The organism is Actinoplanes sp. NPDC049802 (assembly GCF_040656595.1).
GTDB lineage: Bacteria > Actinomycetota > Actinomycetes > Mycobacteriales > Micromonosporaceae > Actinoplanes.
Genome location: NZ_JBFAMR010000011.1, coordinates 65,132 through 87,080, shown reverse-complemented (window position 1 = coordinate 87,080; position 21,949 = coordinate 65,132). Strand labels below are relative to the sequence as shown.

Here is a 21,949-nt window from a genome sequence, read left to right as displayed (position 1 = left end):
CGGCCTCAGTCTGACGCATTTCTTACCGACACACCTGTAGCGGTACCTACGAGGGGGAGCACATCCATATGGCCGGAGACGGCATCACTGCAGGTCGCCAGCGCAGCCGGACGAACGGCGGCACCGGCGCGGCGGCCGGGGGGCTGCGAGTGGAGCGGGTCTGGACGACCGAGGGCGTTCACCCGTACGACGAGGTCGAGTGGGAACGCCGCGACGTCGTCATGACCAACTGGCGCGACGGCTCGATCAACTTCGAGCAGCGCGGTGTGGAGTTTCCCGCGTTCTGGAGTGTGAACGCGGCGAACATCGTCACGACCAAGTACTTCCGTGGCGCGGTGGGCGCCCCGGAGCGGGAGCGGTCGCTGAAGCAGCTGATCGACCGTGTCGTGCAGACCTACCGCAAGGCGGGCGAGGACCACGGCTACTTCGCCACCGCGGCGGACGCCGAACTGTTCGACCACGAGCTGACGTGGATGCTGCTGCACCAGGTGTTCAGCTTCAACTCGCCGGTCTGGTTCAACGTCGGCACCAAGTCGCCGCAGCAGGTCAGCGCCTGCTTCATCCTCTCCGTGGACGACTCGATGGACTCGATCCTCGAGTGGTACAAGGAGGAGGGCCTGATCTTCAAGGGCGGCTCCGGCTCGGGTGTCAACCTGTCCCGGATCCGGTCCTCCCGCGAGCTGCTCTCCTCCGGCGGCACCGCCAGCGGCCCGGTCAGCTTCATGCGCGGCGCCGACGCCAGCGCCGGCACCATCAAGTCCGGTGGCGCCACCCGCCGCGCGGCCAAGATGGTCATCCTCGATGTCGACCACCCCGACGTGGAGGAGTTCGTCTGGACCAAGGCGCGCGAGGAGAACAAGATCCGCGCGCTGCGGGACGCCGGCTTCGACATGGACCTGGGCGGCGCCGACATCGTCAGCGTCCAGTACCAGAACGCCAACAACTCGGTCCGGGTCAGCGACGAGTTCATGCGCGCCGTCGAGGAGGGCGGCAAGTTCGCGCTCCGCGGCCGGATGAACGGCGAGGTGATCGAGGAGATCGACGCCAGGAAGCTGTTCCGCGACATCGCCCAGGCCGCCTGGGAGTGCGCCGACCCCGGTCTGCAGTACGACGACACCATCAACGACTGGCACACCAACCCCGAGACCGGCCGGATCACCGCGTCCAACCCGTGCTCGGAGTACATGTCGCTGGACGACTCGTCCTGCAACCTGGCGTCGCTCAACCTGATGAAGTTCCTCAAGGCCGACGGCGGCTTCGAGGTGGCGAAGTTCGTCAAGAGCGTCGAGTTCATCATCACCGCGATGGACATCTCGATCTGCTTCGCCGACTTCCCGACCGAGAAGATCGGGGTCACCACCCGCGCCTACCGTCAGCTCGGCATCGGGTACGCGAACCTCGGCGCCCTGCTCATGGCGTCCGGTCTGCCGTACGACTCGGAGGGCGGCCGCAGCGTCGCCGCGGCGATCACCTCGCTGATGACCGGTACGGCGTACCGGCGTTCCGCCGAGCTGGCCGGTGTCGTCGGCGCGTACGACGGCTACGCCCGTAACGCCGAGGCGCACCAGCGCGTCATGCGCAAGCACGCCACCGCCAACGACGACATCCGTCCGCAGGGCGCCGTCGCCACCGAGATCCTTCGCGAAGCCACCCGCCAGTGGCAGAACGGCAACAAGCTCGGCGCGAAGAACGGCTGGCGCAACGCGCAGGCGTCGGTGCTCGCCCCGACCGGCACCATCGGCCTGATGATGGACTGCGACACCACCGGCATCGAGCCCGACCTGGCCCTGGTCAAGTTCAAGAAGCTGGTCGGCGGCGGCTCGATGCAGATCGTCAACCAGACGGTCCCGCGGGCCCTGCGCAGCATCGGCTACCCCGAGGAGCAGGTCGAGGCGATCGTCGAGCACATCGCCGAGCACGGCAACGTCGTCGACGCCCCCGGCCTCAAGCCGGAGCACTACGCGATCTTCGACTGTGCCATGGGCGACCGGGTCATCGCCCCGATCGGCCACGTCCGGATGATGGCCGCCGTGCAGCCGTTCATCTCCGGCGCCATCTCGAAGACTGTCAACATGCCGGAGACGGCGACCGTCGAGGAGATCGAGGACATTCACTTCCAGGGCTGGAAGCTCGGCCTCAAGGCGCTCGCGATCTACCGCGACAACTGCAAGGTCGGGCAACCACTCTCGGCTTCGAAGAAGAAGTCCGTCGCCCCTGACGCACCTGTGGTTGCGGAGAAGGCGGTCGAGAAGGTCGTCGAGAAGGTCATCGAGTACCGGCCGGTCCGCAAGCGGCTGCCGAAGAAGCGCCCGTCGGAGACGGTGTCCTTCTCGGTCGGCGGCGCCAAAGGCTACCTCACCGCGTCGTCCTACCCGGACGACGGCCTCGGCGAGGTCTTCCTGAAGATGTCGAAGCAGGGCTCCACCCTGGCCGGTGTGATGGACGCCTTCTCGGTCGCCATCTCGATAGGCCTGCAGTACGGAGTGCCGCTGGAGACGTACGTCGCGAAGTTCACCAACATGCGTTTCGAACCGGCCGGCATGACCGACGACCCGGACGTCCGCATGGCCTCCTCGGTGATGGACTACATCTTCCGTCGCCTGGCGCTGGACTTCCTGCCCTACGAGACCCGCGCCGAGCTGGGCATCTTCACGGCCAAGGAGCGGATCGCGCAGGCCGCCGCCGAAGCCGCCGCGGAAGCCGCCGCCGAGGAGATGGCCGCCCTGGCCTCCTCCGCCCCGGTGACCCCGGCCCCGTCGCCCGCCAGGGTCACGGTGGCCGAGGTGCAGGCCGCCACCACCCCGGAGAAGGAACCCCCGGTCACGGTCACGGCCGGCTCCTCCACCGAGTTGCTGGAGATCGTCACCGGCCACGCGGCCGACGCGCCGCTCTGCTTCACCTGCGGCACGAAGATGCGCCGTGCCGGAAGCTGCTACGTCTGCGAGGGCTGCGGCTCCACCTCCGGCTGCAGCTGAGTCTGACCATTCTCAGGGTGTCCCCTCCAGGGACACCTTGAGTTCTGAGAGTCATCGGCGAGTCTGACCAAAGGGATGTCCCCCGGACGCTTCCGTCCGGGGGACATCCTTTTGCCACCGGATCCGGCCGTGGCGGTGTGTCTAGCATGATCGGCATGTCGGATGCGCCGCCGTGGAATGACTACCGCAGGAGCCGTTTGCGGTCCGGTATGTCTTATCCCGTCGGGCGTGACCTCATCGAACGTTCGTTGCGCGAGACCGGTATCGCCATAGGAAGTCTCGACTTCGCCGTGCCCACCGCTGGCCACCCCGTTTCGCCGGAAGACCAGGACGTCATCGAGGTCTCCTGGTTCGGCAGGTCCAGGAGCCGCCGGCTGGCGAACGCTTCGCTGATGCCGGCCGACGCCCTGTTCATGCGTGTGTGGGCCGTTCCTTCCGACTGCCGCCGTGAGGTCTCGACGCTGCTTGTGGGGGCGTTACCCACCGTGTGCCAGTGGTTGGCCGCCGCGTCGGCCCGTGACCCCGGCTCCGTGTGGTCCACCTCCAACCATGAGTTGACCGTGCGTTACCGCAATCACGCGCTCGCGATCCAGGATCGATAGCCGCGACCTCCGGGCGCGGTCGGCACCGGGCCGAAGGCATCGACTCGCTAGACCGCACCGTCGGCGAGACCCGATCGCACCCGGCCCGCAACCGACGGCTCGTACGTTCGATCCCGTTCGACCCGCTGCGGCGGGCGACGCCACGGGTCGGCGCGGCGGGAACGTGCATGCGTTCCCGCAGACCAGGACCTTCCGTACGCCGATCCGGTAGTCGTCCGGGCCGTCGGGAGTGACCCGTGCCGGGACCACGCCGGATCCTGATCCGCCCGCGCGACGACCGCAGCGGCTGGGCCGTCGCCACCGGCCCGGATCTCCACGGGGCTGGCCCGCAGCACCTGTTCGGCGAGCTGGCGCTCGCACAGCCCCTGATGTGGGAGAGGTAAGCATGCTTCTCGGTGGTTATGAGGCCTTCCGATGCCCGGTGCGGGTCTGGTGGGATCACCTGCCCGGTGCCGCCCTCGATTCGGAGGCGTCATCCTCGCTGCAGCGCCGCTTCGACGGGGGCAACGTGTTCGAGGAGCAGATCTTCGCGGAACTGTCGGCGCTGCACGGTCCCGAGGCGGTGCTGGTGGGCGGTGATTCGACGGGCGAACGGGTCGAGGCGACACTCGACGCGATGCGTTCGGGTCGCCGGCTGGTGCTCGGCGGGCAACTGCCGCACGACCGGGCGGGCGGACGGGTCGGCAAGCCCGACATCCTGCTCCGGGTGACGGCGGACGACGAACCGCCCCGGTACGTGCCCGTCGACGTCAAGCACTACCGGCAGTTCGGGAAGACGCTGGCCCGTGCCGCCCGCAAGGGTGTGCCGAGGTACTCCACGCTGGCCGATCCCCACGCCCTGGTCGAGGTTCCGCGAATCAGCGGCTCCTCAGATCACCGGTTCAAAGCGTGCATGCAGTTGACGCACTACACCCGGATGTTGCAGGCGTGCGGCTTCCATCCCGGTCCGAACTGGCTCACCGGGGCGGTGATCGGCACCAGTGACATCACCGACGTCGTACCCGGCGCCGGCCGGTGGGTGCTCGGCTGGTTCGACCTGAACGAGCCTCTGTTCACGACCTACTCACGCGACCTCGAAGGTCCGAAGGTGCGGTCCGCGCTCGACCGTTACGACCACGAGTTCGCCTTCCGGCTCGAGGTCGCCCGGAAGGCGGCGGAGAGTCTCGACGACACGGCCCGGCCGGTCGAACCCATCCGGCAGGAGGACTGCGGCGACTGCCCGTACAGCTCCCGCTGCCTCGTCGAGAGTGAGGGGCGCGCGCACCGCGACATCACCCATGGGGCTCTCAGCGTACGTGAGTGGAAGGCGCTCGGCCGGCTCGGCATCGTGACCACCGCCGATCTGGCAGCGGTCGACCTCGACCGGTCCGATCTGGTGGAGAGGCTGGTGCCGGAGGTCGAGAAGAACGAGGAGCAGATGGAGAAGCGTCTCGGTGACGCCATCCGCCGGGCACGGCTGATCGTCGCCGGCCAACCGTGGGAACGCGTCGCCCCCGCCGACGAGATGCCCGCCGCGGACATCGAGATCGACGTCGACATGGAGAATCAGCAGCAGGGCGGCCTGGTCTACATGTGGGGAATCCGTAAACGGCTCGGCCAGGACGACACCACCGCCGAGTACGTCGACGACTTCCACACCTGGGCGGAACTCGACGTGGACCGGGCCGGGCATCTCGCCGAGCGTTACTTCCGGTGGTTGCAGGCGCAGATCGCGGATGCGGAGGCGGCCGGAAAGACCATCGCCTTCTTCCACTGGACCTCCCCTGAGGTCGGCAAACTGCGCCGGCATCTCCCCGGCACGATCACCGAGGAGGAGTTCTCCGCCGTCGAGAAGCATCACGTAGACCTCTGGGACCACTTCCGTAAGCGGTACTTCTCCGTGCACGGCACCGGCCTGAAGAACGTCGCCCGGTCACTCGGGTTCGAGTGGCCGATGCAGGACGCCGGCGGCGAGCACTCTCTCGGCGTCATCGAACAGGCCCAGCGCGGCGACGAGACCGCACGGCAGTGGCTGCGCGACTACAACCACGCCGACACCGCGGCGACCGCCCACATCCGCGACGCCCTCCGCTGACTCTCCTCTTCTCCAAAGGACTCGACTTGCCGGACATATCAGACGCCCTCGACCTTCGCGGCGAACGCCGCCTCTTCGTGATGCTCAGACTGCTGGCGGAGGTCGGGCAGCCGATCGACCCCGGGGCGTTGCGCGCCGCCGCCAACGTCGCCGTGCCCGTGATCCCGGCCGAGACCGTGCTGGTGGGGGGAGACAAACAGCTCTGGAGCCGCCGGATCGTCCGTGGCTATCAGGCCCTGGTGAACGCCGGAATCCTCACCACGCGGCAGGGCGACTGGGAACTGACAGCGGCCGGCCGGGACGCCGTCCGGCGCGCGGCGACCCCGGAAGACTTCTGGTCGGAGCGGCGCCCGGCCCGCCGGGCCGCGAGGACACAGGAATCCGCACCGCCGAAGAACGTGATCCTGTACGGCCCGCCCGGCACCGGAAAGACCTACCGCACCGTGGAGCAGGCACTCGTCTGCCTCGGCGTGCCGGTCACCGGGGACCGCGCGCAGATGAAGGCCGTCTTCGATCAGCGCGTACGGGACGGTCACATCAGGTTCGTCACCTTCCACCAGGCGCTCAGTTACGAGGACTTCGTCGAGGGCATCCGGCCCGGGACCCGGGACGGCGCGATCACCTACGACGTCGCGCCCGGCGTCTTCAAGGACCTCGCCCAGCGTGCCGCCGCCGACCCCGGCCAGCCGTACGTCCTGATCGTCGACGAGATCAACCGCGGCAACGTGTCTGGCATCTTCGGCGAACTGATCACGTTGATCGAGGAGACCAAGCGGACCGGGGCCAGGGAGGCGCTGAAGGTCACGCTGCCGTACTCCAAGCAGGAGTTCGGCGTACCGCAGAATCTCTTCCTGATCGGCACCATGAACACCGCGGACCGGTCCCTCGCCGGACTGGACCTGGCGCTGCGGCGCCGGTTCCAGTTCATCGAGATGCCGCCGTGCCCGGAACAGCTCGAGAAGGTGCACGTGCCCGGCGTCGACGTCGCGCTGTTCCTGACCCGGCTCAACGAACGGCTGCAGTCCCTCAAGGGCCGCGACTTCACCATCGGGCACGCCTTCTTCCTGGAGCTGGAAGGCGACTTCACCGTCGCCGACCTCCGCAGGGTGGTCGAGGGCAAGGTCATCCCGCTGCTGCAGGAGTACTTCTTCGAGGACGAGCAGCAGATCGCCCAGGTCCTCGGCCAGCGCGGCCATGCCGCGAACGCCGCGAACCTGCTGGTCAGGGAGAACACGCCGGTGGCCGGCGGCAACCCGATCTGGCGGTACGAGCGCAGCGTTCTCGACGAGGCCGCCTTCTACCGACAGGTCATCGGCGGCGCCACCCCGGCCGTCGAGATCGTGCCGGACGACGAAGCCGCGTGATGAACCGGTCGCGGACCTTCAGGGCATCGGAAACCGGCCTGCTCAGCACCGATCGGCGTACCGGCGCGACCGTGCACGTGCCGGCGGACTTCCCGTTCCGGCAGATGCTGGCGGTTCGCGGCACCGACCTGCTCGACCCGGAACGTAAGGTGCTCAGCCCTTTCCGCTACGTCGACGGCCGGACCATCGCCGGCGCGGAACACGTCGGTGTCGTCGAAACCGCCGGCACCGTCGTGGAACTGCTGCCCAAGACGTGGTCGCCGGGCCAGGATCCGTCCATGGCCCGCGCCGCACTGGAGGCGATGCTGGAGAGCTACGTCGATCAGGGCCGGTTGTCCCCACGGCGCAGCGCGCGCCGGCTGCAGCAGGCTCACCTGCGGGCCACCCCGATGTCGGTGGGCGAGCGGATCCTGCAGCGATTCACCGCCGAGGCGGAGGCGGTGATGCAGGCCGGCATCCGGTTCGGGTACTCGCCGGTCCAGGAGCAGCACCCGTTCCTGCGCGGCCGGCTCGACGTGGCACGGCAGATCCGGCAGATGCCGGGCAAGGAGCACCTGTTCCACCTGCGGCACACCCGGTTTCACCCCAGCCGTCCGGAGAACCGGCTGATCAAGTCGGCGCTGCTGCGGGTCGCCGGCCGCAGCAGGGATCCGATCCTCCGAACCCGGGCCGCGCAACTCGCCGAGATCATGCACGACGTTCCGGCGTCGCAGACGGTTCGTCATGACCTGGCACAGTGGGACAGCGGTCGGCTGCTCGCCCATTACGCCGCGGTGCGGCCATGGTGCCGGCTGGTGCTGGAACCGGTGGTCGGCCTCACCGCCGGGTCACAACTGGGCGAGGCCTGGCTGTGGCGTACCGACCGGATGTTCGAGCGGCACCTCGAAGTGAGGCTCCGGGCGCGCCTGGAGACCGCCGACCAGCACCTCGAACTCGTCGCCCAAGGCGGGCCGCGGCGCCACCTCGGCGTCAACGCCGCGGGAGAAGGAGCGTTCCGTCTGAAACCGGACCTGGCCCTCCGGCGAGCCGGCGAGTTCGTCGCGGTGCTGGACGCCAAATGGAAGCAGACCGACGGGGTGCCCTCCGAGGACGACGCCTACCAGATGTTCGCTTATGGGCATCGCTTCCTCAGTGGCCGCGGCCCCGTCGTGTTGGTCTATCCGAGCACTCCGCGGTTCACTGCGCCGGTGCGCTACCGGATGGGGGAACTGCGGTTGGTCGCCGTGCCGTTCGACGTCGTCGCCGACAGGTTCCTGATCGGTTCGGACACCGGGATCGCCGAGGCGCTCGGGAACGAACTCCACCGCCTGCTGGCGCTCGATCCCGTTCCAGACATCCGGTAGAGCCGTCCGTCGGTCGGATCGTCCCTGCCGAAGGCGACCGCGACCTCGGCGGAGCGCGACCCGGGCCGGTCGATGTCGAGGTCAGCCACGCCCCCGGCCCACCCGTCCATCGGCCACATCCGACAATGTCCGTCTACAGGGGTCATGGATGTATTCGGCGGGGAAGGAGAGCAGGATGGGCCGGCCCGAGGATCTGCAGGCGGAGGCGCGTTCGGTGCTCGCGCTGCTGGAGCCGCTGGGGCCGCTGCTGCCGACCGGCAGCTACGTCTCAGGGCTCATGGTGTGGCGCGACCTCGACGTGATGCTGGCCGGAGGCCCGGAGTTCGCTCCGGAGGACGTGGTGGCGCTGCTCGGGCGGGCGGTCACGATCCCGGGCCTGACCGGTTTCGCCTACACCGACGAGCGGGGCGACCGGTCGCCGACCGGGAAGGCGCGGGACGAGCGGCACCACGTCACCCTCACCGTGGGCGAGTGGCGTGTCGATCTGTCGATCTGGCTGCACGACGACCACGCCGACGGCGCCGCCTGGCATCGCGAGCTGGCCGGGCGGCTCACCGACGAGGAGCGGCAGGCCATCCTCGCGATCAAGAACGTGTGGCACCAGCGTCCGGAGTATCCGGACGAGGTGAGCGGCTTCGACATCTACACGGCGGTGCTGGAGCACGGGGTGCGCACCGCGGTGGAGTTCGGAGTTTGGTTGCGAACCGAGCGCAACGCCCGCTGACACCTCAATGCTCGTCCGGCGCCGGCCGAAATCCAGGTCGTAGGCATCGGCACTCCAGGATGGGCACAGATGAGGCGTACCCTGCTCGGCATGTTCGCGGCCTCGGCGGCCGGACTGCTGTTCGGCACCGGAACGGCAACCCCGGCATTCGCCGAGGCGCCGCTGCGGATCATGCCGCTCGGCGACAGCATCACGGTGGGAGTCGGTTCGCCGGGCAAGGACGGTTACCGTCTCGACCTTCAGCGCCGGCTCCGTGCCGCCGGCCTGACCGTCGACTTCGTCGGCTCGCACGCTGACGGCAGCGACGGCGACCTGGACCACGAGGGCGTCGGCGGCTGGACGATCGACCAGATCGCCGCCCAGGTGGACCGGCGCCTCGAGGAGTCCGCACCGGACGTCGTGCTGCTGCACGCCGGCACCAACAACATCACCCGGTCGGAGAACCCGGTCGTGGTGGCCGGCAAGCTCTCCGACCTCATCGATCGGGTACGCGTACGCGTACCCCGAGCGCACATCTACGTAGCGACGATCGTCGGAACCGCGGTGGCGTCGGAGGTCCCCGCCAACCGGGCCTACAACGCGCTGATCCCGGGCGTGGTGAGGTCGAAGGACGCGAAGGTGCACCTGGTCGACCAGTCGACGGTCGCCGGCCTGGACATCTACGACCGGCATCACCCGAACGCGTTCGGCTACCGGAAGATGTCCTACACCTGGTACCAAGCCCTGCGCGCCACCGTGCGCCCGGAACTGCCGCCGACCGGCAACCCGTTCCGGGCCCGCAAGGCCCACCTGTGCCATGCCCAGAGCCCGACGGTCCGCGACTGCCGCTGGTGGCACCTGCGCCGGGTGGTCACGAAGGTGAACGGTAGAACCGTCACGGTGGAGCGCTGGCAGACGCAGCGCCGGATCACCGAGACGGTCCGTGAATGGCGGCCCGGCCACCACGTGCGCGGGCGTAACGGCACGACCTGGGTCCCGGGCCGTCAGGTGACCCGGAACCGTCAGGTGACCCGCTGGTCCAGCGTCTAGCGTGCCCCGAGAAAGTCGGTGATCACGCCGGCCAGGGCGGTCGGCTGCTCGATCACCATGGCGTGCGAGGCGTCGGCCAGCGACAGATGGCGCAGGTGCGGCACGGCCCGCGCCTGCTCCACCAGGAAGCGGCGATGAGCCTCATACAGCTCGGCGAACGGCTCCTGCTCCGGCAGGTTGCGGGTGGGCAGGACGACCAGCTCGGGGCAGGTGGTGGCCGCATAGACCGGTGCCAGGTCCAGCTCGTTCATCGCGGTCCGCAGTTGGGCGGTGAGCTCGGCCGACGGACGGAGCGAGGTGTCGCCGTGCTGGTGTACCAGGTTGCGCCGGAAACCTTCGAGCCACACCTTCTCGTTGGCGCCCATGTCACGGGCCGCCATCTGCTGCCGCTCCACCAGGTCGGGCAGTTGCTCGGCCGGGATCACCTGGCCGGCGGCGGCCTGCACGGCGTCGAAGACCGCGTGCAGCCGGGCCAGCTCGGCCGTGGCCTTCTCCGGGTCGAGGCCGAGAAGGTGCTCGGGGCGGGTCGGCGGCGGGTTGCCGTCGAGGCTCACGACGCCCGGGCACTCCGGGTGCCGCTGGCCCCACAGCGCGGCCAGCATGCCACCGAGCGAGTGGCCGACCACGGCGGGCCGCTCCAGCTCCAGCTGGACGCAGACGGCGGCGAGGTCGCCGAGCGCGGCATCCCACGTCCACGGGCCGTCGGCGGAGCGCCCGTGCCCGCGCAGGTCGAGGGTGACCACCCGGTGGGCCGGCCGTAGGGCCCGGGCCAGGGTGGTCATGTGTGCCAGGTTGCCCCCGGCGCCGTGCAGCAGCAGGAGCGGTGGCTGGTCGCCGCCGAAGTCGCGGACGGCCAGCTGAACCTCGCCGGCGTCGATCAGACGGTCGTTGATCATCAGAACTCCTCGGTGGGAGGGTTGTCGCGGAGCCGGTCGCGGATGGCGGCGACCGGCACGCCACCCTCCGGATGGCGGGGCAGACGACCGCGGCGCACCAGGTCGTGCACACCCTGCCGGGTGATGCCGAGCATGGCGCCGGCGGTCGCGTAGGACACCGACTCGGCGAACGGATGACCCATCCGGCGGATCACCACCTGCCCCAGCGGGGCGCGCCACCAGTCCACCGGTGGCGCGAACGCGTGATCGTCGGGGTAGAGCGTGCCGATCAGCCGCGCGATCACGTGGGCCGCCTCGGCGTCGTCACCGTGCCGCATCGTGTGGGCCCAGTGGGCGGCCCGCAGCCGGAGGCGCTCACGCACCACCCCGACGGTCCTGTCGTCGTCGAGCAGGATCTCCAGCGGGTCGACCAGCCGGATGTCCAGCAGGCGGAGGATCTGGTCGGCGAGGTCCACCCACCGATCCTCCCGCTACTTGACAGTGCGCGTCAAGCGATATGGTCTCCTCGTGGAGAAGCGGCCGGTGGACGAGAGCAGGTCACTGACCGAGCCGCATCCGTCCCGTCTCGCGCCGGACCATCCGCGCCGTTCGGCGATCCTGGCCGCGCACGCCGCGGCGCTGGCCGAGGGGCAGGCGGGTTACCCGGATCCGGACACCGGCCTCTTCGTCCTCACCGCCGGATTCCTGGCGGAGCGCGGCGCCTGCTGCACCCGGGGCTGCCGTCACTGTCCGTATGTGCGCGACCCGTGATCACCCTCTTCCGTTGCCGCCGGGCTCCCCAGTACGGTGTGTGCGCCCTGCCCCCGGGAAGGATCTCTTAGTGCGCACGCGTTTGGCCCTTCTGGGCGCCGTGGTGCTGCTCGCCGCCGCCGGCTGCGACACCACCGAGGACGCCGCCACCGTGGCCACCCCGCCTCCCACGGAGGCCGCCGTCGAGGAGCCCGCGGCGTCGGCCGGCGGCGCCTGCATCCTGTGGGATTACGACCTCATCGAACAGACGACCGGTGTCCGTTTCGCGGTCGCCGCCGCGGGCCAGGTGCAGGACACGTCGAGTTGTGCGGTGCAGACGCTCGGCGCCGCCTGGCCGGACCTGACGCTCTCGGTGGTGGAGACGACGAAGGCGAGCGCCGCCATCTTCCTGAGCGAGCGGATGCCGGAGAAGGCCACCAAGCTGAGCGGCCTGGGGCGTGCCGGTTACCGGCTCACCACGAAGGCCGCCGCGGGCCACGGGCCGATCGTCGAGATCGGCTGGCTCAGCGAGGCCAAGCAGCTTCAGACGCTGCGTTTCACCTTCGCCAAGGGCGCCCCGGCGGCCGAGGTGAAGGACATGAACGCGAAGCTGCTCGAACTCGCCAAGGCCCTGAGCACGACGAACGGCTAGGGTGCCGCGACGAACACCCGGGACGCCACCTCGCGCGGCAGGCGGATCTTGTCGCCGGAGCGGTCGATGGTCACGCCGTCCCGCTCCTGTGCCACGGTCACCGTCGTGCCCGGGTTGATGCCGGCGGCGTGCAGTTGGCGCAGCACGTCGGAGTTGGTCTGCACGCTCTCGCAGATGCGGCGGATCTCGACGCTGCCGCTCAGGCCCGGGAAGACGAGGTTGCGCTCACCGCGGGTGAGGACCTCGGCGGTGTCGTCCGAGGCGCCGAGCTGTTCGAGGCCGGGGATGGGGTTACCGTACGGCGAGCGGGTCGGCTTGTTGAGCAGCTCGTAGACCCGCTTCTCGACGGAGTCGCTCATCACGTGCTCCCACCGGCAGGCCTCCTCGTGGGCCTCCTCATAGGGCATCCCGATGACGTTGACCAGGAGCAATTCGGCGAGGCGGTGCTTGCGCATCACCGCGACGGCGCTGCCCCGGCCCAGATCGGTCAGCACCAGATGGCGGTCGCCCTCGACGGTGAGCAGGCCGTCACGCTCCATCCTGGCCACGGTCTGGCTGACCGTGGGACCGCTCTGGTGCAGGCGCTCGGCGATCCGGGCGCGGAGTGCGGGCACACCCTCCTCCTCGAGTTCGAGGATGGTGCGCAGGTACATCTCGGTGGTGTCGACGAGATCGTGTCCGTGGCCGGAAGTCTTCATGCGCCGAGCTCCTGCCGGTCGGACGTGAGATTGCCGAGAACCCCGGCCGGTGCGTAGGTATACCAGGACTGTGTGGTGTCGACGAGATCGTTCACGATGCGGTCCTCCCAGCAGCGATAATAACGCGTTGCGGGGGGTCGGCCTCCGCCCGGACAAGTGCTGTCCGACCCTACCCGAAGCCGGAACACGTGTGCTAACAGCACGGCGTGCCCCACCGGGGGACCATGTCGCATGGCAGCATGACGGTCATGGCGGACGATGCGACAGCGGTGGTCTGGGACAGTGCGCTGCTGGACTACGACATGGGTGACCATCCGCTCGATCCGGTACGGGTGGAACTCACCATGGCGCTGGCCCGCGAACTGGGTGTTCTGGACCGCCCTGGAGTGCAGATGATAACCCCCGGACCGGCGAGTGATGTCGATCTCACCCGAGTGCACCGCGCCGACTATCTGGATGCCGTCCGCCTCGCGCCGATAGACCCCTTCTTCACCGGCTGGGGACTGAACACACCGGACAATCCCGTGTTCGACGACATGCACGAGGCCGCCGCCCGGATCTGTGGCGCCACACTCGCCGCCGCGCGGGCAGTCTGGCACGGGGCGGCCCGCCGCGCGGTCAACGTGGCGGGCGGGCTGCACCACGCCATGCCGGCCCGGGCGGCCGGCTTCTGCGTCTACAACGACCCGGCGGTGGCGATCGCCTGGCTGCTGGAGAACGGGGCACGGCGGGTGGCGTACCTCGACGTCGACGTGCACCACGGCGACGGCGTGCAGGCCGCCTTCTACGACGACCCGCGCGTGCTCACGGTGAGCCTGCACGAGACGCCGCTGGCCCTCTTCCCGGGCACCGGGTTCGCCGACGAGACCGGCGGGCCGAACGCCGAGGGCACCGCGGTCAACGTGCCCCTGCCGCCGTCCACCGGCGACGCCGGCTGGCTGCGGGCCTTCCACGCGATCGTGCCGTCGGTGGTCCGCGCCTTCGCCCCGGAGATCATCATCAGCCAGTGCGGCGCCGACGCCCACCGGCTCGACCCGCTCGCCGACCTGCGGCTGTCGGTGGACGGCCAGCGTGCGGCGTACATCGCCATGCGCGCCCTGGCCGACGAGGTCTGCGACGGTCGCTGGGTGGCCACCGGCGGCGGTGGGTACGCGCTGGTCGAGGTGGTCCCCCGAGCCTGGGCGCACCTGCTCGCCGTGGCCACCGGCGATCCGCTGCCCCCGGAGACGCGGATCCCGCAGCCGTGGCGTGTGCTGGCGAAGTCGCGCCGGCCAGGCGATACCATCCCGGAGACGATGACAGACGGGACCGAGCCCTCGCTGGTGCCCTGGCCGGGGACGACCGAGGACGCCGTGGACCGTGCCGTCCTCGCCACCCGGACGGCGGTCTTCCCGCTGCACGGCCTGGACCCGCACGATCCCCGGGACTGACGGTGAAACGCAGCGCAGACGTCCTGCTGTCCGACGGCACCGCGGCGCATCTGCGCCAGATCCGGCCGGAGGACGCGCCCGCCATCGTGGATTTCCACTCCCGGATGAGCGACCGCACCCGGTACCTTCGCTACTTCTCGCCGTACCCCCGGATTCCCGAGCGTGACCTGCAACGGTTCGTCAACGTCGACCACCGCGACCGGGAGGCGTTCGTGACCGTCGCCGACGGCCGCATCACCGCGGTCGGCCGGTACGAACGTCTCGGCCCGGGCTCGCCGGAGGCCGAGGTCGCCTTCGTGGTGGAGGACGCCCACCAGGGCCGGGGCATCGGCTCGATGCTGCTGGAACACCTCGCCGACGCGGCCCGGGAGAACGGCATCACCCGCTTCGTCGCCGAGGTGCTGCCGGAGAACAGCGGCATGCTGCGGGTCTTCGGCGACTCCGGCTACCAGGTGCAGCGCCGCTACGCCGACGGGGTGGTGCACCTCGGCTTCCCGATCGAGCCGACCGAGAAGTCCCGGGAGGTGCAGGAGTCCCGCGAGCACGTCACCGAGGCGCGGTCGATCGCCCGCCTGCTGGCGCCCCGGGGCATCGCCGTCTACGGCGCCAGCGCCACCGGCCAGGGGATCGGCGCGCACATCCTCGGCAACCTGCGTGACGGCGGCTACACGGGCGCGATCGTCCCGGTCCACCCGTCCGCGGAACGGGTCGCCGGGCTCACCGCGTACCGGGCGGCGTCGGATGCCGGCGTCCCGATCGACCTGGCCGTGATCGCCGTGCCCGCGTCCCGGGTCGCCGAGGCCGGGCGGGACGCGGCCCGCGCCGGAGCGGGCGGCGGCGTGGTGGTGTCGGCCGGCTTCGCCGAGACCGGCCCGGAGGGCGCCGCGCGGCAGCGCAACCTCGTCGAGGCCGCGCGGGCCGCGGGGTTGCGCGTGGTGGGCCCGAGCAGCGTCGGGATCGCCAACACCGACCCGGGGGTACGCCTGAACGCCACCCTCTCCCCACGCCTGCCGGTCGCCGGGCGGGTCGGGTTCTTCAGCCAGAGCGGCGCGCTGGGTGTGGCGCTGCTCGCCGAGGCCGACCGCCGGGGCCTGGGCCTGTCCAGTTTCGTGTCGGCCGGCAACCGCGCCGACGTCTCCGGCAACGACCTGCTCCAGTACTGGCAGGACGATCCCGGCACCGACGTGGTGCTGCTCTACCTGGAGACCTTCGGCAATCCGCGCAAGTTCGCCCGCCTGGCCCGCCGGATCAGCCGGATCAAGCCGGTGGTGGCGGTGGCGGCGGCGACCCGGCCACCCGGACTGGCCGGTGATCTGCCCGGCCCGGACGCGCACGCGGTGACCGCCCTGTTCGCCCGGTCCGGCGTGATCCGTGTGGACACCGTGCAGGAACTCTTCGACGTCGGCATGATCCTGGCCCACCAGCCACTGCCGGCCGGCCGCCGGGTCGCCGTGGTCGGCAACTCGTCGGCGCTGGCCGAGCTGGCGGTGATGGCCTGCCGGGCGGCCGGCCTGGTGGTGGCCGACGGCTACCCGCGCGACATGGGGCCGGGGGCCGGCGCTCACGACATCGCCGACGCACTGGCCGAGGCGTCCGTCGACGACCGGGTGGACGCGCTGCTGGTCGTCTTCGCGCCGCCGATACCCGGACAGCACGCCGACGAGGACGCCGACTTCGCGGCGGCCCTGGCGAGCGTGGCCCTGGCCGGGGAGAAGCCGACCGTCGCGACGCTGGTCTTCGGGCAGGCCCCGCCGCGGGTGCCCGGCTATCCGTCGGTCGAGGAGGCGGTTCGCGCGCTGTCCCGGGTGGCCGACTACGCCGACTGGCTGCGGCGCCCGCCGGGAGCGCTGCCCGAGCTGCCCGGCGTGGACCCGGCGGCCGCGGAGGCCGCCGAGACGCCCGCTGAGCTGCTCGCCGCCTACGGGATTCCGGTGTTGCCGTCGTTGCAGGTCGGCGACGAGGACGCGGCACTCGCCGCGGCGGCCGAAGTGGGCTATCCGGTCGCCCTCAAGGCGGCGAGCGTCGCGTTGCGCCACCGGATCGACCTCGGCGCGGTGCGCCTCGCCGTCACCACCGAGGACGGGGTACGCGCCGCGTACCGGGAACTGGCAGGCGCCTTCGGCCCGGACGTGCTGGTGCAGACGATGGTGCGCCCCGGTGTCGCCTGCGTCGTCGAGGTGGTCGAGGACCCGGCGTTCGGCCCGGTGGTCGGCTTCGGGCTCGGTGGCGTGGCGAGCGAGCTGCTCGGCGATCTGGCCTGGCGGGCGGCGCCGCTCACCGACCGCGCGGCGGCGGCGCTGGTCGACGAGCCCAGGGCGGCCCCGCTGTTGCACGGTTACCGTGGCGCCACCCCGGTGGACCGGGCCGCTCTGATCGACCTGCTGTTGCGGGTGGGACGGCTGGCCGACGAGCACCCGCGGGTCCGGTCGCTGACGTTGAACCCGGTGCTGGCCCGCCCGGACGGGTGGACCGTGCTGCACGCGGCGGTCGAGTTCCGTGATTCCGGGGCCCGGCCGGACACCGGTCCCCGGAGGTTGCGGAACGCCTGACAGCGTGGCCGGCCGCACCGGGCGGCACTCGGCGGCGGCCGGCGACGGGAGGGGTCAGCTCGCGTAGGCCTCGAGGCGGGACGCCCGCTCCGGGTCGCGCAGCTTCAGCATGGTGACCTTCTCGATCTGGCGGATCCGCTCGCGGCTCAGGCCGAACTCGCGGCCCACCTCGTCGAGGGTGCGCTGGCGGCCGTCGTCCAGGCCGAAGCGCAGCCGGATCACCGCGGACTCCCGCTCGGACAGGGTGGCGAGCACGATGTCCACCTCGCTGCGCAGCTCACCCCGGGCGTGGCCCTCGCCGGGCACGTTCGGGTCGACCGCGGCGACGAAGTCACCGAGGGCGCTCTCGCCGTCCTCGCCGACCGCCTGGTCCAGGCTGACCGGCTCACGGTCGTAGGAGATCAGCTCGATGACCTGGAACTCGGGCACGTCCATGGCTTTGGCGATCTCGGCGATGCTGGGCTCGCGGCCGATCGTGGCGGCCAGGTCGCGCCGGCAGCGGACCATGCGGTTGACCTGCTCGACCATGTGCACCGGGATGCGGATGGTGCGGGCCTGGTCGGCCATGGCGCGGGTGATGGCCTGCCGGATCCACCAGGTGGCGTACGTGGAGAACTTGTAGCCCTTGGTGTAGTCGAACTTCTCGACGGCGCGGATCAGGCCGAGGTTGCCTTCCTGGATCAGGTCGAGGAACGCCATGCCCCGCCCGGTGTAGCGCTTCGCGATGCTGACCACCAGGCGGAGGTTCGCCTCCAGCAGGTGGTTCTTCGCGGCCTTGCCCTCGGTGATGACGACCCGCAGCACCGGCGCCAGGTCGGCGGGGGCCGACGGCAGCTTCTCCTCGGCGTACAGGCCGGCCTCGATGCGCTTGGAGAGAGTCACCTCCTCGACGGCGGTGAGCAGCCGGGTCCGGCCGATGCCGTTGAGGTAGGCGCGGACCAGGTCGGCCGAGACGCCCCGCTCGTCGGTCGCGTCCAGGTCGGCCAGCGCCTCGACTTCGTCGGTCATGATGTCCTCGACGACCTTGGACTCCGACGTCTTCATCTCCAGGACCACTTTGAGTCCCCTCCCCGCGATAACGTCTCGTGCGAACCAGCCGCTGCGTGCCGGTGTGAGGGCTAGCTTCGTCCGAGGCGCGTTAAGCGGAGGTGAGGCCAGCGTCCAGGTGGCATGAATCGGGGAGAACCCTGTGGTCGTCAAGCCGACAACCCGGGTGATCGAGGCGCCGGGACACTTGCCGCAGGCCGATAATGTGCTTGGCCCTAGGAGGGGATCTGCGTGGTCTTCAAGAAGATGTTGCAAGCGTTCGGCGTCGGTGGCCCGTCTGTCGACACCGTGCTGACCAACCCCAACACCTATCCGGGCGGCTTCCTCGAGGGGCACGTCCACGTGGTCGGCGGCGACCACGCGGTGGATATCGAGTATGTCGCGATCGCCCTCACCACCCGGGTCGAGGTGGAGAGCGGCGACAGTGAGTACCAGTCGAATCGGGAGTTCCACCGGCAGCGGCTGACCGGCTCGTTCAAACTCGAGCCCGGCGTCCGGCACGACGTTCCGTTCCGGTTCGAGGTGCCCTGGCAGACCCCGATCACCGAGGTGTACGGGCAGCATCTGCACGGCATGACGATGGGCCTCGCCACCGAGCTGGAGGTGGCCCGCGCGGTCGACAAGTCGGACCTGGACCGGGTGGCCGTGCACCCGCTGCCGGCTCAGGAGCGGATCCTCAACGCGCTGCTCCAGATCGGCTTCCGGTTCAGCAAGGCGGACGTCGAGCAGGGCCGCGTCTACGGTGTGGAGCAGCACCTGCCGTTCTATCAGGAGATCGAGTTCTACCCGCCGCCGCAGTTCGCGCGCGGCGTCAACCAGCTGGAGCTGACCTTCCTGCCCACTCCGCAGAAGCTTCAGGTGGTGCTGGAGCTGGACAAACGCGGCGGCGTCTTCACCGAGGGCCACGACGCGTTCGGCAGTTTCGACGTGGACTACGCCACCGTCGACCAGGTGGACTGGGTGTCGCGTCTGGACCAGTGGCTGCGCCAGTCGGCCCAGCGCCGGGGCATGTTCTTCTAGAGTTCCAGCAGGACCGTGCACGGTCCCACGTTCACGCTCTCCACCAGCATGTGCGCCCGGAAGCGACCGGTTTCGACGGTCGCTCCCCGGGCGCGCAGTGCTTTCACGTACTCCTCGATGAGCGGCTCGGCGACCTCGGCCGGCGCGGCCGCGCTCCAGCTGGGGCGGCGTCCCTTGCGGGCGTCGCCGTAGAGGGTGAACTGACTGACCACCAGGAGCGGCGCGTTCAGGTCGGCGGCCGACCGGTCGTCCAGCACGCGCAGCTCCCAGGTCTTGCGGGCCAGTTCGGCGGCCTTGGCCGGGCTGTCGTCGTGGGTGACCCCGACCAGGACCAGCAGACCGTCTTCGATCTTGCCGACGACCTCGTCACCGACGGTCACACTCGCCCGGCTCACCGTCTGTACCACTGCGCGCATGACCGTGGACGGTAGCCGACCGGCTCAGACGTCCATGTCTCCGGTGGTGGCGTCGCCGGTGGTCGGGTTCGCCACCCCGGGCCCGGTGCGCGGGCGGTGAGGGAAGCTGGCCGGGCCCGCGGTGCCCCCGGTGGTGGTGAGGATGCCCTCGCCCGCGGGGCCGCCGTTGCGGAGTTCCTCGGTGTCGGTCTGCGGGTCGAGTGTGTTGGACAGCTCGCCCTCGGTACGCGGATCGCTCATGACGCCTCTCTCCGGTTGTGTGTTCAGTCGACCGGTTTGCCCGTTCCCGGTCCCGCCAAACGCACTGTGAATTCGATGAATATCTCCTCGTGGAGGTTTGCGCCGGTGCCAGGATTTGCCTGTTCGGAGGGGCCGTCGTCGACCGCTCCCCGCGCGTGGCGACCCGACCCCGCATGTGCCGGATCGGCCGGCACACCAGATGGGAGACCAACCCATGCCCCTCACCAGCACCACCACCGTGCGCACCACCGAGAGCTCCCGAGCGTCCCGGCCCTCGGCGGCCCCGGCGGCGAGCCGCCCCGCCCGTGGCAACGACTCGGACGCGAACCGGCGGCAGGCCCGGTCGGTGGCGAAACAGCAGCAGGCCGCCGAGCGCATCGCGACCGCGACGGCGGAGATCTCGGCGCAGAACGCCGAGGCGGCCGAGTCGTCCCGGCAACTGACCGACTCGATGCAGCAGATCGCGGCGGGCGCCGAGCAGGCCTCCGGCGCCACCCAGCAGAGCCTCGCCGGGATGAACCAGGTGGAGGAGCGAGTCGGCCGGCAGGAGCAGACCACCCGCCAGGTGGCCGAGCTGAGCCAGGCCCTGCAGGCCCTGCTGAACGAGACCCGTCAGGGGATCAGCGGCCTGCTGGCGAACGTGGAGAGCGCCTCGAACCGGCAGACCACCTCGGTCGCGACCATCACCGAGCTGGAGAAGCAGGCCGACGAGATCGGCGAGATCGTCAAGACGGTCGCGCACATCGCCGACCAGACCAATCTCCTGGCGCTCAACGCCGCGATCGAGGCCGCCCGGGCCCGGCAGCACGGCAAGGGCTTCGCGGTGGTGGCGGACGAGGTGCGCACCCTCGCGGAGACCAGCGAGCGCAGCGCCCGGCAGATCCGCGATCTCATCGACGAGGTGCGCAACAGTGTCACCGACATCGCCGGCGCGGTGCAGACCTCCGCCGAGGCGGCCCGGGGGGAGGCGGAGAAGGGCAAGACGATCACCTCCCAGCTCGAGACAATCCATGCCGACATGGGCACGATCATGGCCGGGGCGGTCGAGATGGCGGCCGCGGCGGAGCAGGCCAAGCGGTCCGCGTCGACCGCCAAACAGTGGTCCGAGGAGATCGCCGCCGCGGCGGAGCAGCAGTCCGCCGCCTGTGAGGAGTCGCTGCAGACGGTCAGCCAGCAGAGCCAGGCTCTGCGGCAGAGCGAGCAGGCGGCCGAGGCGCTGGCCGAGGTGGCCGAGACCCTCCGCAGCAGCACCGACATCGCCAAGAGCGCCGAGGAGGTGGCGTCCGCCGCCGAGGAGCTGTCGGCCGCGGTCGAGGAGATCAACCGGGCGGCCAGCCAGATCAACGTGGCGATCAACGAGATCAACGTGGGCGCGCGTACCGCCGCCGAGAAGGGGCAGCAGACCGCCGAGTCGGTCAGCCAGATCGAGCAGGGCGCCCAGATGTCCACCGATCGTGGCCGCTCGGCGGTGGAGCGCTCCGACAACATCCTGGTGTTGCTCGCCGGCAACAAGGAGTCGGTCGAATCGATGATCGACGCCATCGACCGGGCCGCGCGGGAGGGGATCGAGAACGTTCGCAAGGTGAGCGAACTGGAGCAGATCTCCCGGCGGATCGACAAGATCGTCGACGCGATCGCCAACGTGTCGATCCAGACCAACATGCTCGCGGTGAACGGGTCGGTGGAGTCCGCCCGGGCCGGCGAGTTCGGCAAGGGCTTCGCCGTGGTGTCGACCGACATCCGTAACCTGGCCCGCGATTCGGCGGACAACGCCGATCGCATCAAGGACCTGGTCAAGGCGGTGCAGGACCGGATCGTCGAGGTCCGGGCCGACCTGGAGGAGACCAGCAGGATGTCGCTGGCCGAGGCCGAGGCGGCCAAGGCGATCACCGCCCGGCTCGAGGAGCTTTGGCGCGACATGCAGCAGGTGCGCGGCGGCAACGACGAGGTCCGCGAGTCGGCGCAGCAGATCGCGAGCATCCTCGGTGAGGTCAAGGTCGGTCTGGAGCAGATCGCGTCGTCCGCCAATCAGGCCGAGCAGCTCGCCGGGCAGTGCTCCACCGCGGCCCGGGAACAGGCCCAGGGCGCCGAGGAGCTCGCGGCCGCGGTCGAGGAGATCGCCGCGCTCGCCGACGAGCTCCAGAACGCGGCCTGAGCGGGA

Annotated in this window: 20 protein-coding genes; 14 read left to right on the top strand and 6 right to left on the bottom strand. The window is 70.3% G+C overall.

The genetic code is table 11. The features are described 5' to 3' along the window. Positions 1 to 68 precede the first annotated feature (68 nt). From AB0I88_RS11055 to AB0I88_RS11020, 8 genes are all read left to right on the top strand, one after another. Positions 69 to 2,975 (top strand): vitamin B12-dependent ribonucleotide reductase, encoded by a 2,907-nt coding sequence (locus tag AB0I88_RS11055; RefSeq protein ID WP_361021157.1) that lies wholly within the window; start codon positions 69 to 71, stop codon positions 2,973 to 2,975. 155 nt (positions 2,976 to 3,130) lie between these two features. Then, positions 3,131 to 3,577 carry a hypothetical protein gene (locus AB0I88_RS11050; RefSeq protein ID WP_361021155.1) on the top strand — a complete coding sequence of 149 codons (447 nt, stop codon included), beginning with the start codon at positions 3,131 to 3,133 and terminating at the stop codon, positions 3,575 to 3,577. Positions 3,578 to 3,813: 236 nt separating this feature from the next. Next, positions 3,814 to 3,960, top strand: coding sequence for a hypothetical protein (locus tag AB0I88_RS11045; RefSeq protein WP_361021153.1), 147 nt, complete (start codon positions 3,814 to 3,816; stop codon positions 3,958 to 3,960). Positions 3,961 to 3,962: 2 nt separating this feature from the next. Beyond that, positions 3,963 to 5,651 carry a ribonuclease H-like domain-containing protein gene (locus AB0I88_RS11040; protein WP_361021151.1) on the top strand — a complete coding sequence of 563 codons (1,689 nt, stop codon included), beginning with the start codon at positions 3,963 to 3,965 and terminating at the stop codon, positions 5,649 to 5,651. A gap of 26 nt (positions 5,652 to 5,677) precedes the next feature. Then, positions 5,678 to 7,015 carry an AAA family ATPase gene (locus AB0I88_RS11035; protein ID WP_361021149.1) on the top strand — a complete coding sequence of 446 codons (1,338 nt, stop codon included), beginning with the start codon at positions 5,678 to 5,680 and terminating at the stop codon, positions 7,013 to 7,015. Then, positions 7,015 to 8,358, top strand: a complete 1,344-nt coding sequence (locus AB0I88_RS11030; RefSeq protein WP_361021147.1) for a hypothetical protein — start codon at positions 7,015 to 7,017, stop codon at positions 8,356 to 8,358. The genes AB0I88_RS11035 and AB0I88_RS11030 overlap by 1 nt, the downstream gene beginning before the upstream one ends. Positions 8,359 to 8,533: 175 nt before the next feature. Further along, complete coding sequence (locus tag AB0I88_RS11025) at positions 8,534 to 9,082, top strand: hypothetical protein (protein WP_361021145.1); 549 nt, start codon at positions 8,534 to 8,536, stop codon at positions 9,080 to 9,082. Between the two features lie 69 nt (positions 9,083 to 9,151). Further along, a complete protein-coding gene (locus AB0I88_RS11020) occupies positions 9,152 to 10,111 on the top strand; it encodes an SGNH/GDSL hydrolase family protein (RefSeq protein WP_361021143.1) in 960 nt (319 codons plus the stop codon). Here AB0I88_RS11020 and AB0I88_RS11015 read toward each other — a convergent pair. Together AB0I88_RS11015 and AB0I88_RS11010 are read right to left on the bottom strand one after the other, a co-directional pair. Continuing rightward, positions 10,108 to 11,007 carry an alpha/beta hydrolase gene (locus tag AB0I88_RS11015; RefSeq protein ID WP_361021141.1) on the bottom strand — a complete coding sequence of 300 codons (900 nt, stop codon included), beginning with the start codon at positions 11,005 to 11,007 and terminating at the stop codon, positions 10,108 to 10,110. The two genes, AB0I88_RS11020 and AB0I88_RS11015, sit on opposite strands and share 4 nt — an antisense overlap. Further along, positions 11,007 to 11,462, bottom strand: a complete 456-nt coding sequence (locus AB0I88_RS11010) for a hypothetical protein (protein WP_361021139.1) — start codon at positions 11,460 to 11,462, stop codon at positions 11,007 to 11,009. Before AB0I88_RS11010 ends, AB0I88_RS11015 begins: the two co-directional genes overlap by 1 nt. 52 nt (positions 11,463 to 11,514) lie before the next feature. On the opposite strand from AB0I88_RS11010, the gene AB0I88_RS11005 reads away from it, so the two are divergent. Beyond that, entirely contained in the window at positions 11,515 to 11,757 is a 243-nt protein-coding gene (locus AB0I88_RS11005) for a DUF5522 domain-containing protein (protein WP_361021137.1), read from the top strand. 70 nt (positions 11,758 to 11,827) lie between these two features. Further along, the gene (locus AB0I88_RS11000; RefSeq protein WP_361021136.1) at positions 11,828 to 12,388 is read left to right on the top strand and encodes a hypothetical protein; all 561 of its coding nucleotides are present in this window, start codon (positions 11,828 to 11,830) and stop codon (positions 12,386 to 12,388) included. Here the strand turns inward: AB0I88_RS11000 and AB0I88_RS10995 are convergent. Continuing rightward, the gene (locus tag AB0I88_RS10995; protein WP_361021134.1) at positions 12,385 to 13,086 is read right to left on the bottom strand and encodes a metal-dependent transcriptional regulator; all 702 of its coding nucleotides are present in this window, start codon (positions 13,084 to 13,086) and stop codon (positions 12,385 to 12,387) included. The two genes, AB0I88_RS11000 and AB0I88_RS10995, sit on opposite strands and share 4 nt — an antisense overlap. Positions 13,087 to 13,334: 248 nt before the next feature. Between AB0I88_RS10995 and AB0I88_RS10990 the strand changes: the two genes are divergently transcribed. Then, entirely contained in the window at positions 13,335 to 14,516 is a 1,182-nt protein-coding gene (locus tag AB0I88_RS10990; protein WP_361021132.1) for an acetoin utilization protein AcuC, read from the top strand. Positions 14,517 to 14,518: 2 nt separating this feature from the next. Then, the gene (locus tag AB0I88_RS10985; RefSeq protein ID WP_361021130.1) at positions 14,519 to 17,065 is read left to right on the top strand and encodes a GNAT family N-acetyltransferase; all 2,547 of its coding nucleotides are present in this window, start codon (positions 14,519 to 14,521) and stop codon (positions 17,063 to 17,065) included. Between the two features lie 54 nt (positions 17,066 to 17,119). Here the strand turns inward: AB0I88_RS10985 and sigB are convergent, their stop codons facing one another. After that, positions 17,120 to 18,073 carry an RNA polymerase sigma factor SigB gene (gene sigB / locus AB0I88_RS10980; protein WP_361021292.1) on the bottom strand — a complete coding sequence of 318 codons (954 nt, stop codon included), beginning with the start codon at positions 18,071 to 18,073 and terminating at the stop codon, positions 17,120 to 17,122. A 270-nt stretch (positions 18,074 to 18,343) separates the two neighbouring features. Here sigB and AB0I88_RS10975 point away from each other — a divergent pair, with 270 nt between their 5' ends. Further along, positions 18,344 to 19,132, top strand: a complete 789-nt coding sequence (locus tag AB0I88_RS10975) for a sporulation protein (protein ID WP_361021128.1) — start codon at positions 18,344 to 18,346, stop codon at positions 19,130 to 19,132. Here the strand turns inward: AB0I88_RS10975 and dtd are convergent. Next, positions 19,129 to 19,548: a D-aminoacyl-tRNA deacylase gene (gene dtd, locus AB0I88_RS10970; protein WP_361021127.1), complete on the bottom strand. Its 420-nt coding sequence runs from the start codon at positions 19,546 to 19,548 to the stop codon at positions 19,129 to 19,131. The genes AB0I88_RS10975 and dtd overlap by 4 nt on opposite strands. Positions 19,549 to 19,572: 24 nt before the next feature. Next, entirely contained in the window at positions 19,573 to 19,815 is a 243-nt protein-coding gene (locus AB0I88_RS10965) for a hypothetical protein (protein ID WP_361021290.1), read from the bottom strand. A 187-nt stretch (positions 19,816 to 20,002) separates the two neighbouring features. On the opposite strand from AB0I88_RS10965, the gene AB0I88_RS10960 reads away from it, so the two are divergent. Continuing rightward, entirely contained in the window at positions 20,003 to 21,943 is a 1,941-nt protein-coding gene (locus tag AB0I88_RS10960) for a methyl-accepting chemotaxis protein (RefSeq protein WP_361021125.1), read from the top strand. The last annotated feature ends 6 nt before the right edge of the window (positions 21,944 to 21,949 follow it).

Bases quoted from the DNA above. Each gene is read 5' to 3' on its own strand.
- AB0I88_RS11025 (WP_361021145.1), top strand. From the start codon at position 8,534: ATGGGCCGGCCCGAGGATCTGCAGGCGGAGGCGCGTTCGGTGCTCGCG.
- sigB (WP_361021292.1), bottom strand. From the start codon at position 18,073: ATGACCGACGAAGTCGAGGCGCTGGCCGACCTGGACGCGACCGACGAG.
- dtd (WP_361021127.1), bottom strand. From the start codon at position 19,548: ATGCGCGCAGTGGTACAGACGGTGAGCCGGGCGAGTGTGACCGTCGGT.
- AB0I88_RS10990 (WP_361021132.1), top strand. From the start codon at position 13,335: ATGGCGGACGATGCGACAGCGGTGGTCTGGGACAGTGCGCTGCTGGAC.
- AB0I88_RS11055 (WP_361021157.1), top strand. From the start codon at position 69: ATGGCCGGAGACGGCATCACTGCAGGTCGCCAGCGCAGCCGGACGAAC.
- AB0I88_RS11050 (WP_361021155.1), top strand. From the start codon at position 3,131: ATGTCGGATGCGCCGCCGTGGAATGACTACCGCAGGAGCCGTTTGCGG.
- AB0I88_RS10995 (WP_361021134.1), bottom strand. From the start codon at position 13,086: ATGAAGACTTCCGGCCACGGACACGATCTCGTCGACACCACCGAGATG.
- AB0I88_RS11040 (WP_361021151.1), top strand. From the start codon at position 3,963: ATGCTTCTCGGTGGTTATGAGGCCTTCCGATGCCCGGTGCGGGTCTGG.
- AB0I88_RS11020 (WP_361021143.1), top strand. From the start codon at position 9,152: ATGAGGCGTACCCTGCTCGGCATGTTCGCGGCCTCGGCGGCCGGACTG.
- AB0I88_RS11015 (WP_361021141.1), bottom strand. From the start codon at position 11,007: ATGATCAACGACCGTCTGATCGACGCCGGCGAGGTTCAGCTGGCCGTC.
- AB0I88_RS10960 (WP_361021125.1), top strand. From the start codon at position 20,003: ATGCCCCTCACCAGCACCACCACCGTGCGCACCACCGAGAGCTCCCGA.
- AB0I88_RS11030 (WP_361021147.1), top strand. From the start codon at position 7,015: ATGAACCGGTCGCGGACCTTCAGGGCATCGGAAACCGGCCTGCTCAGC.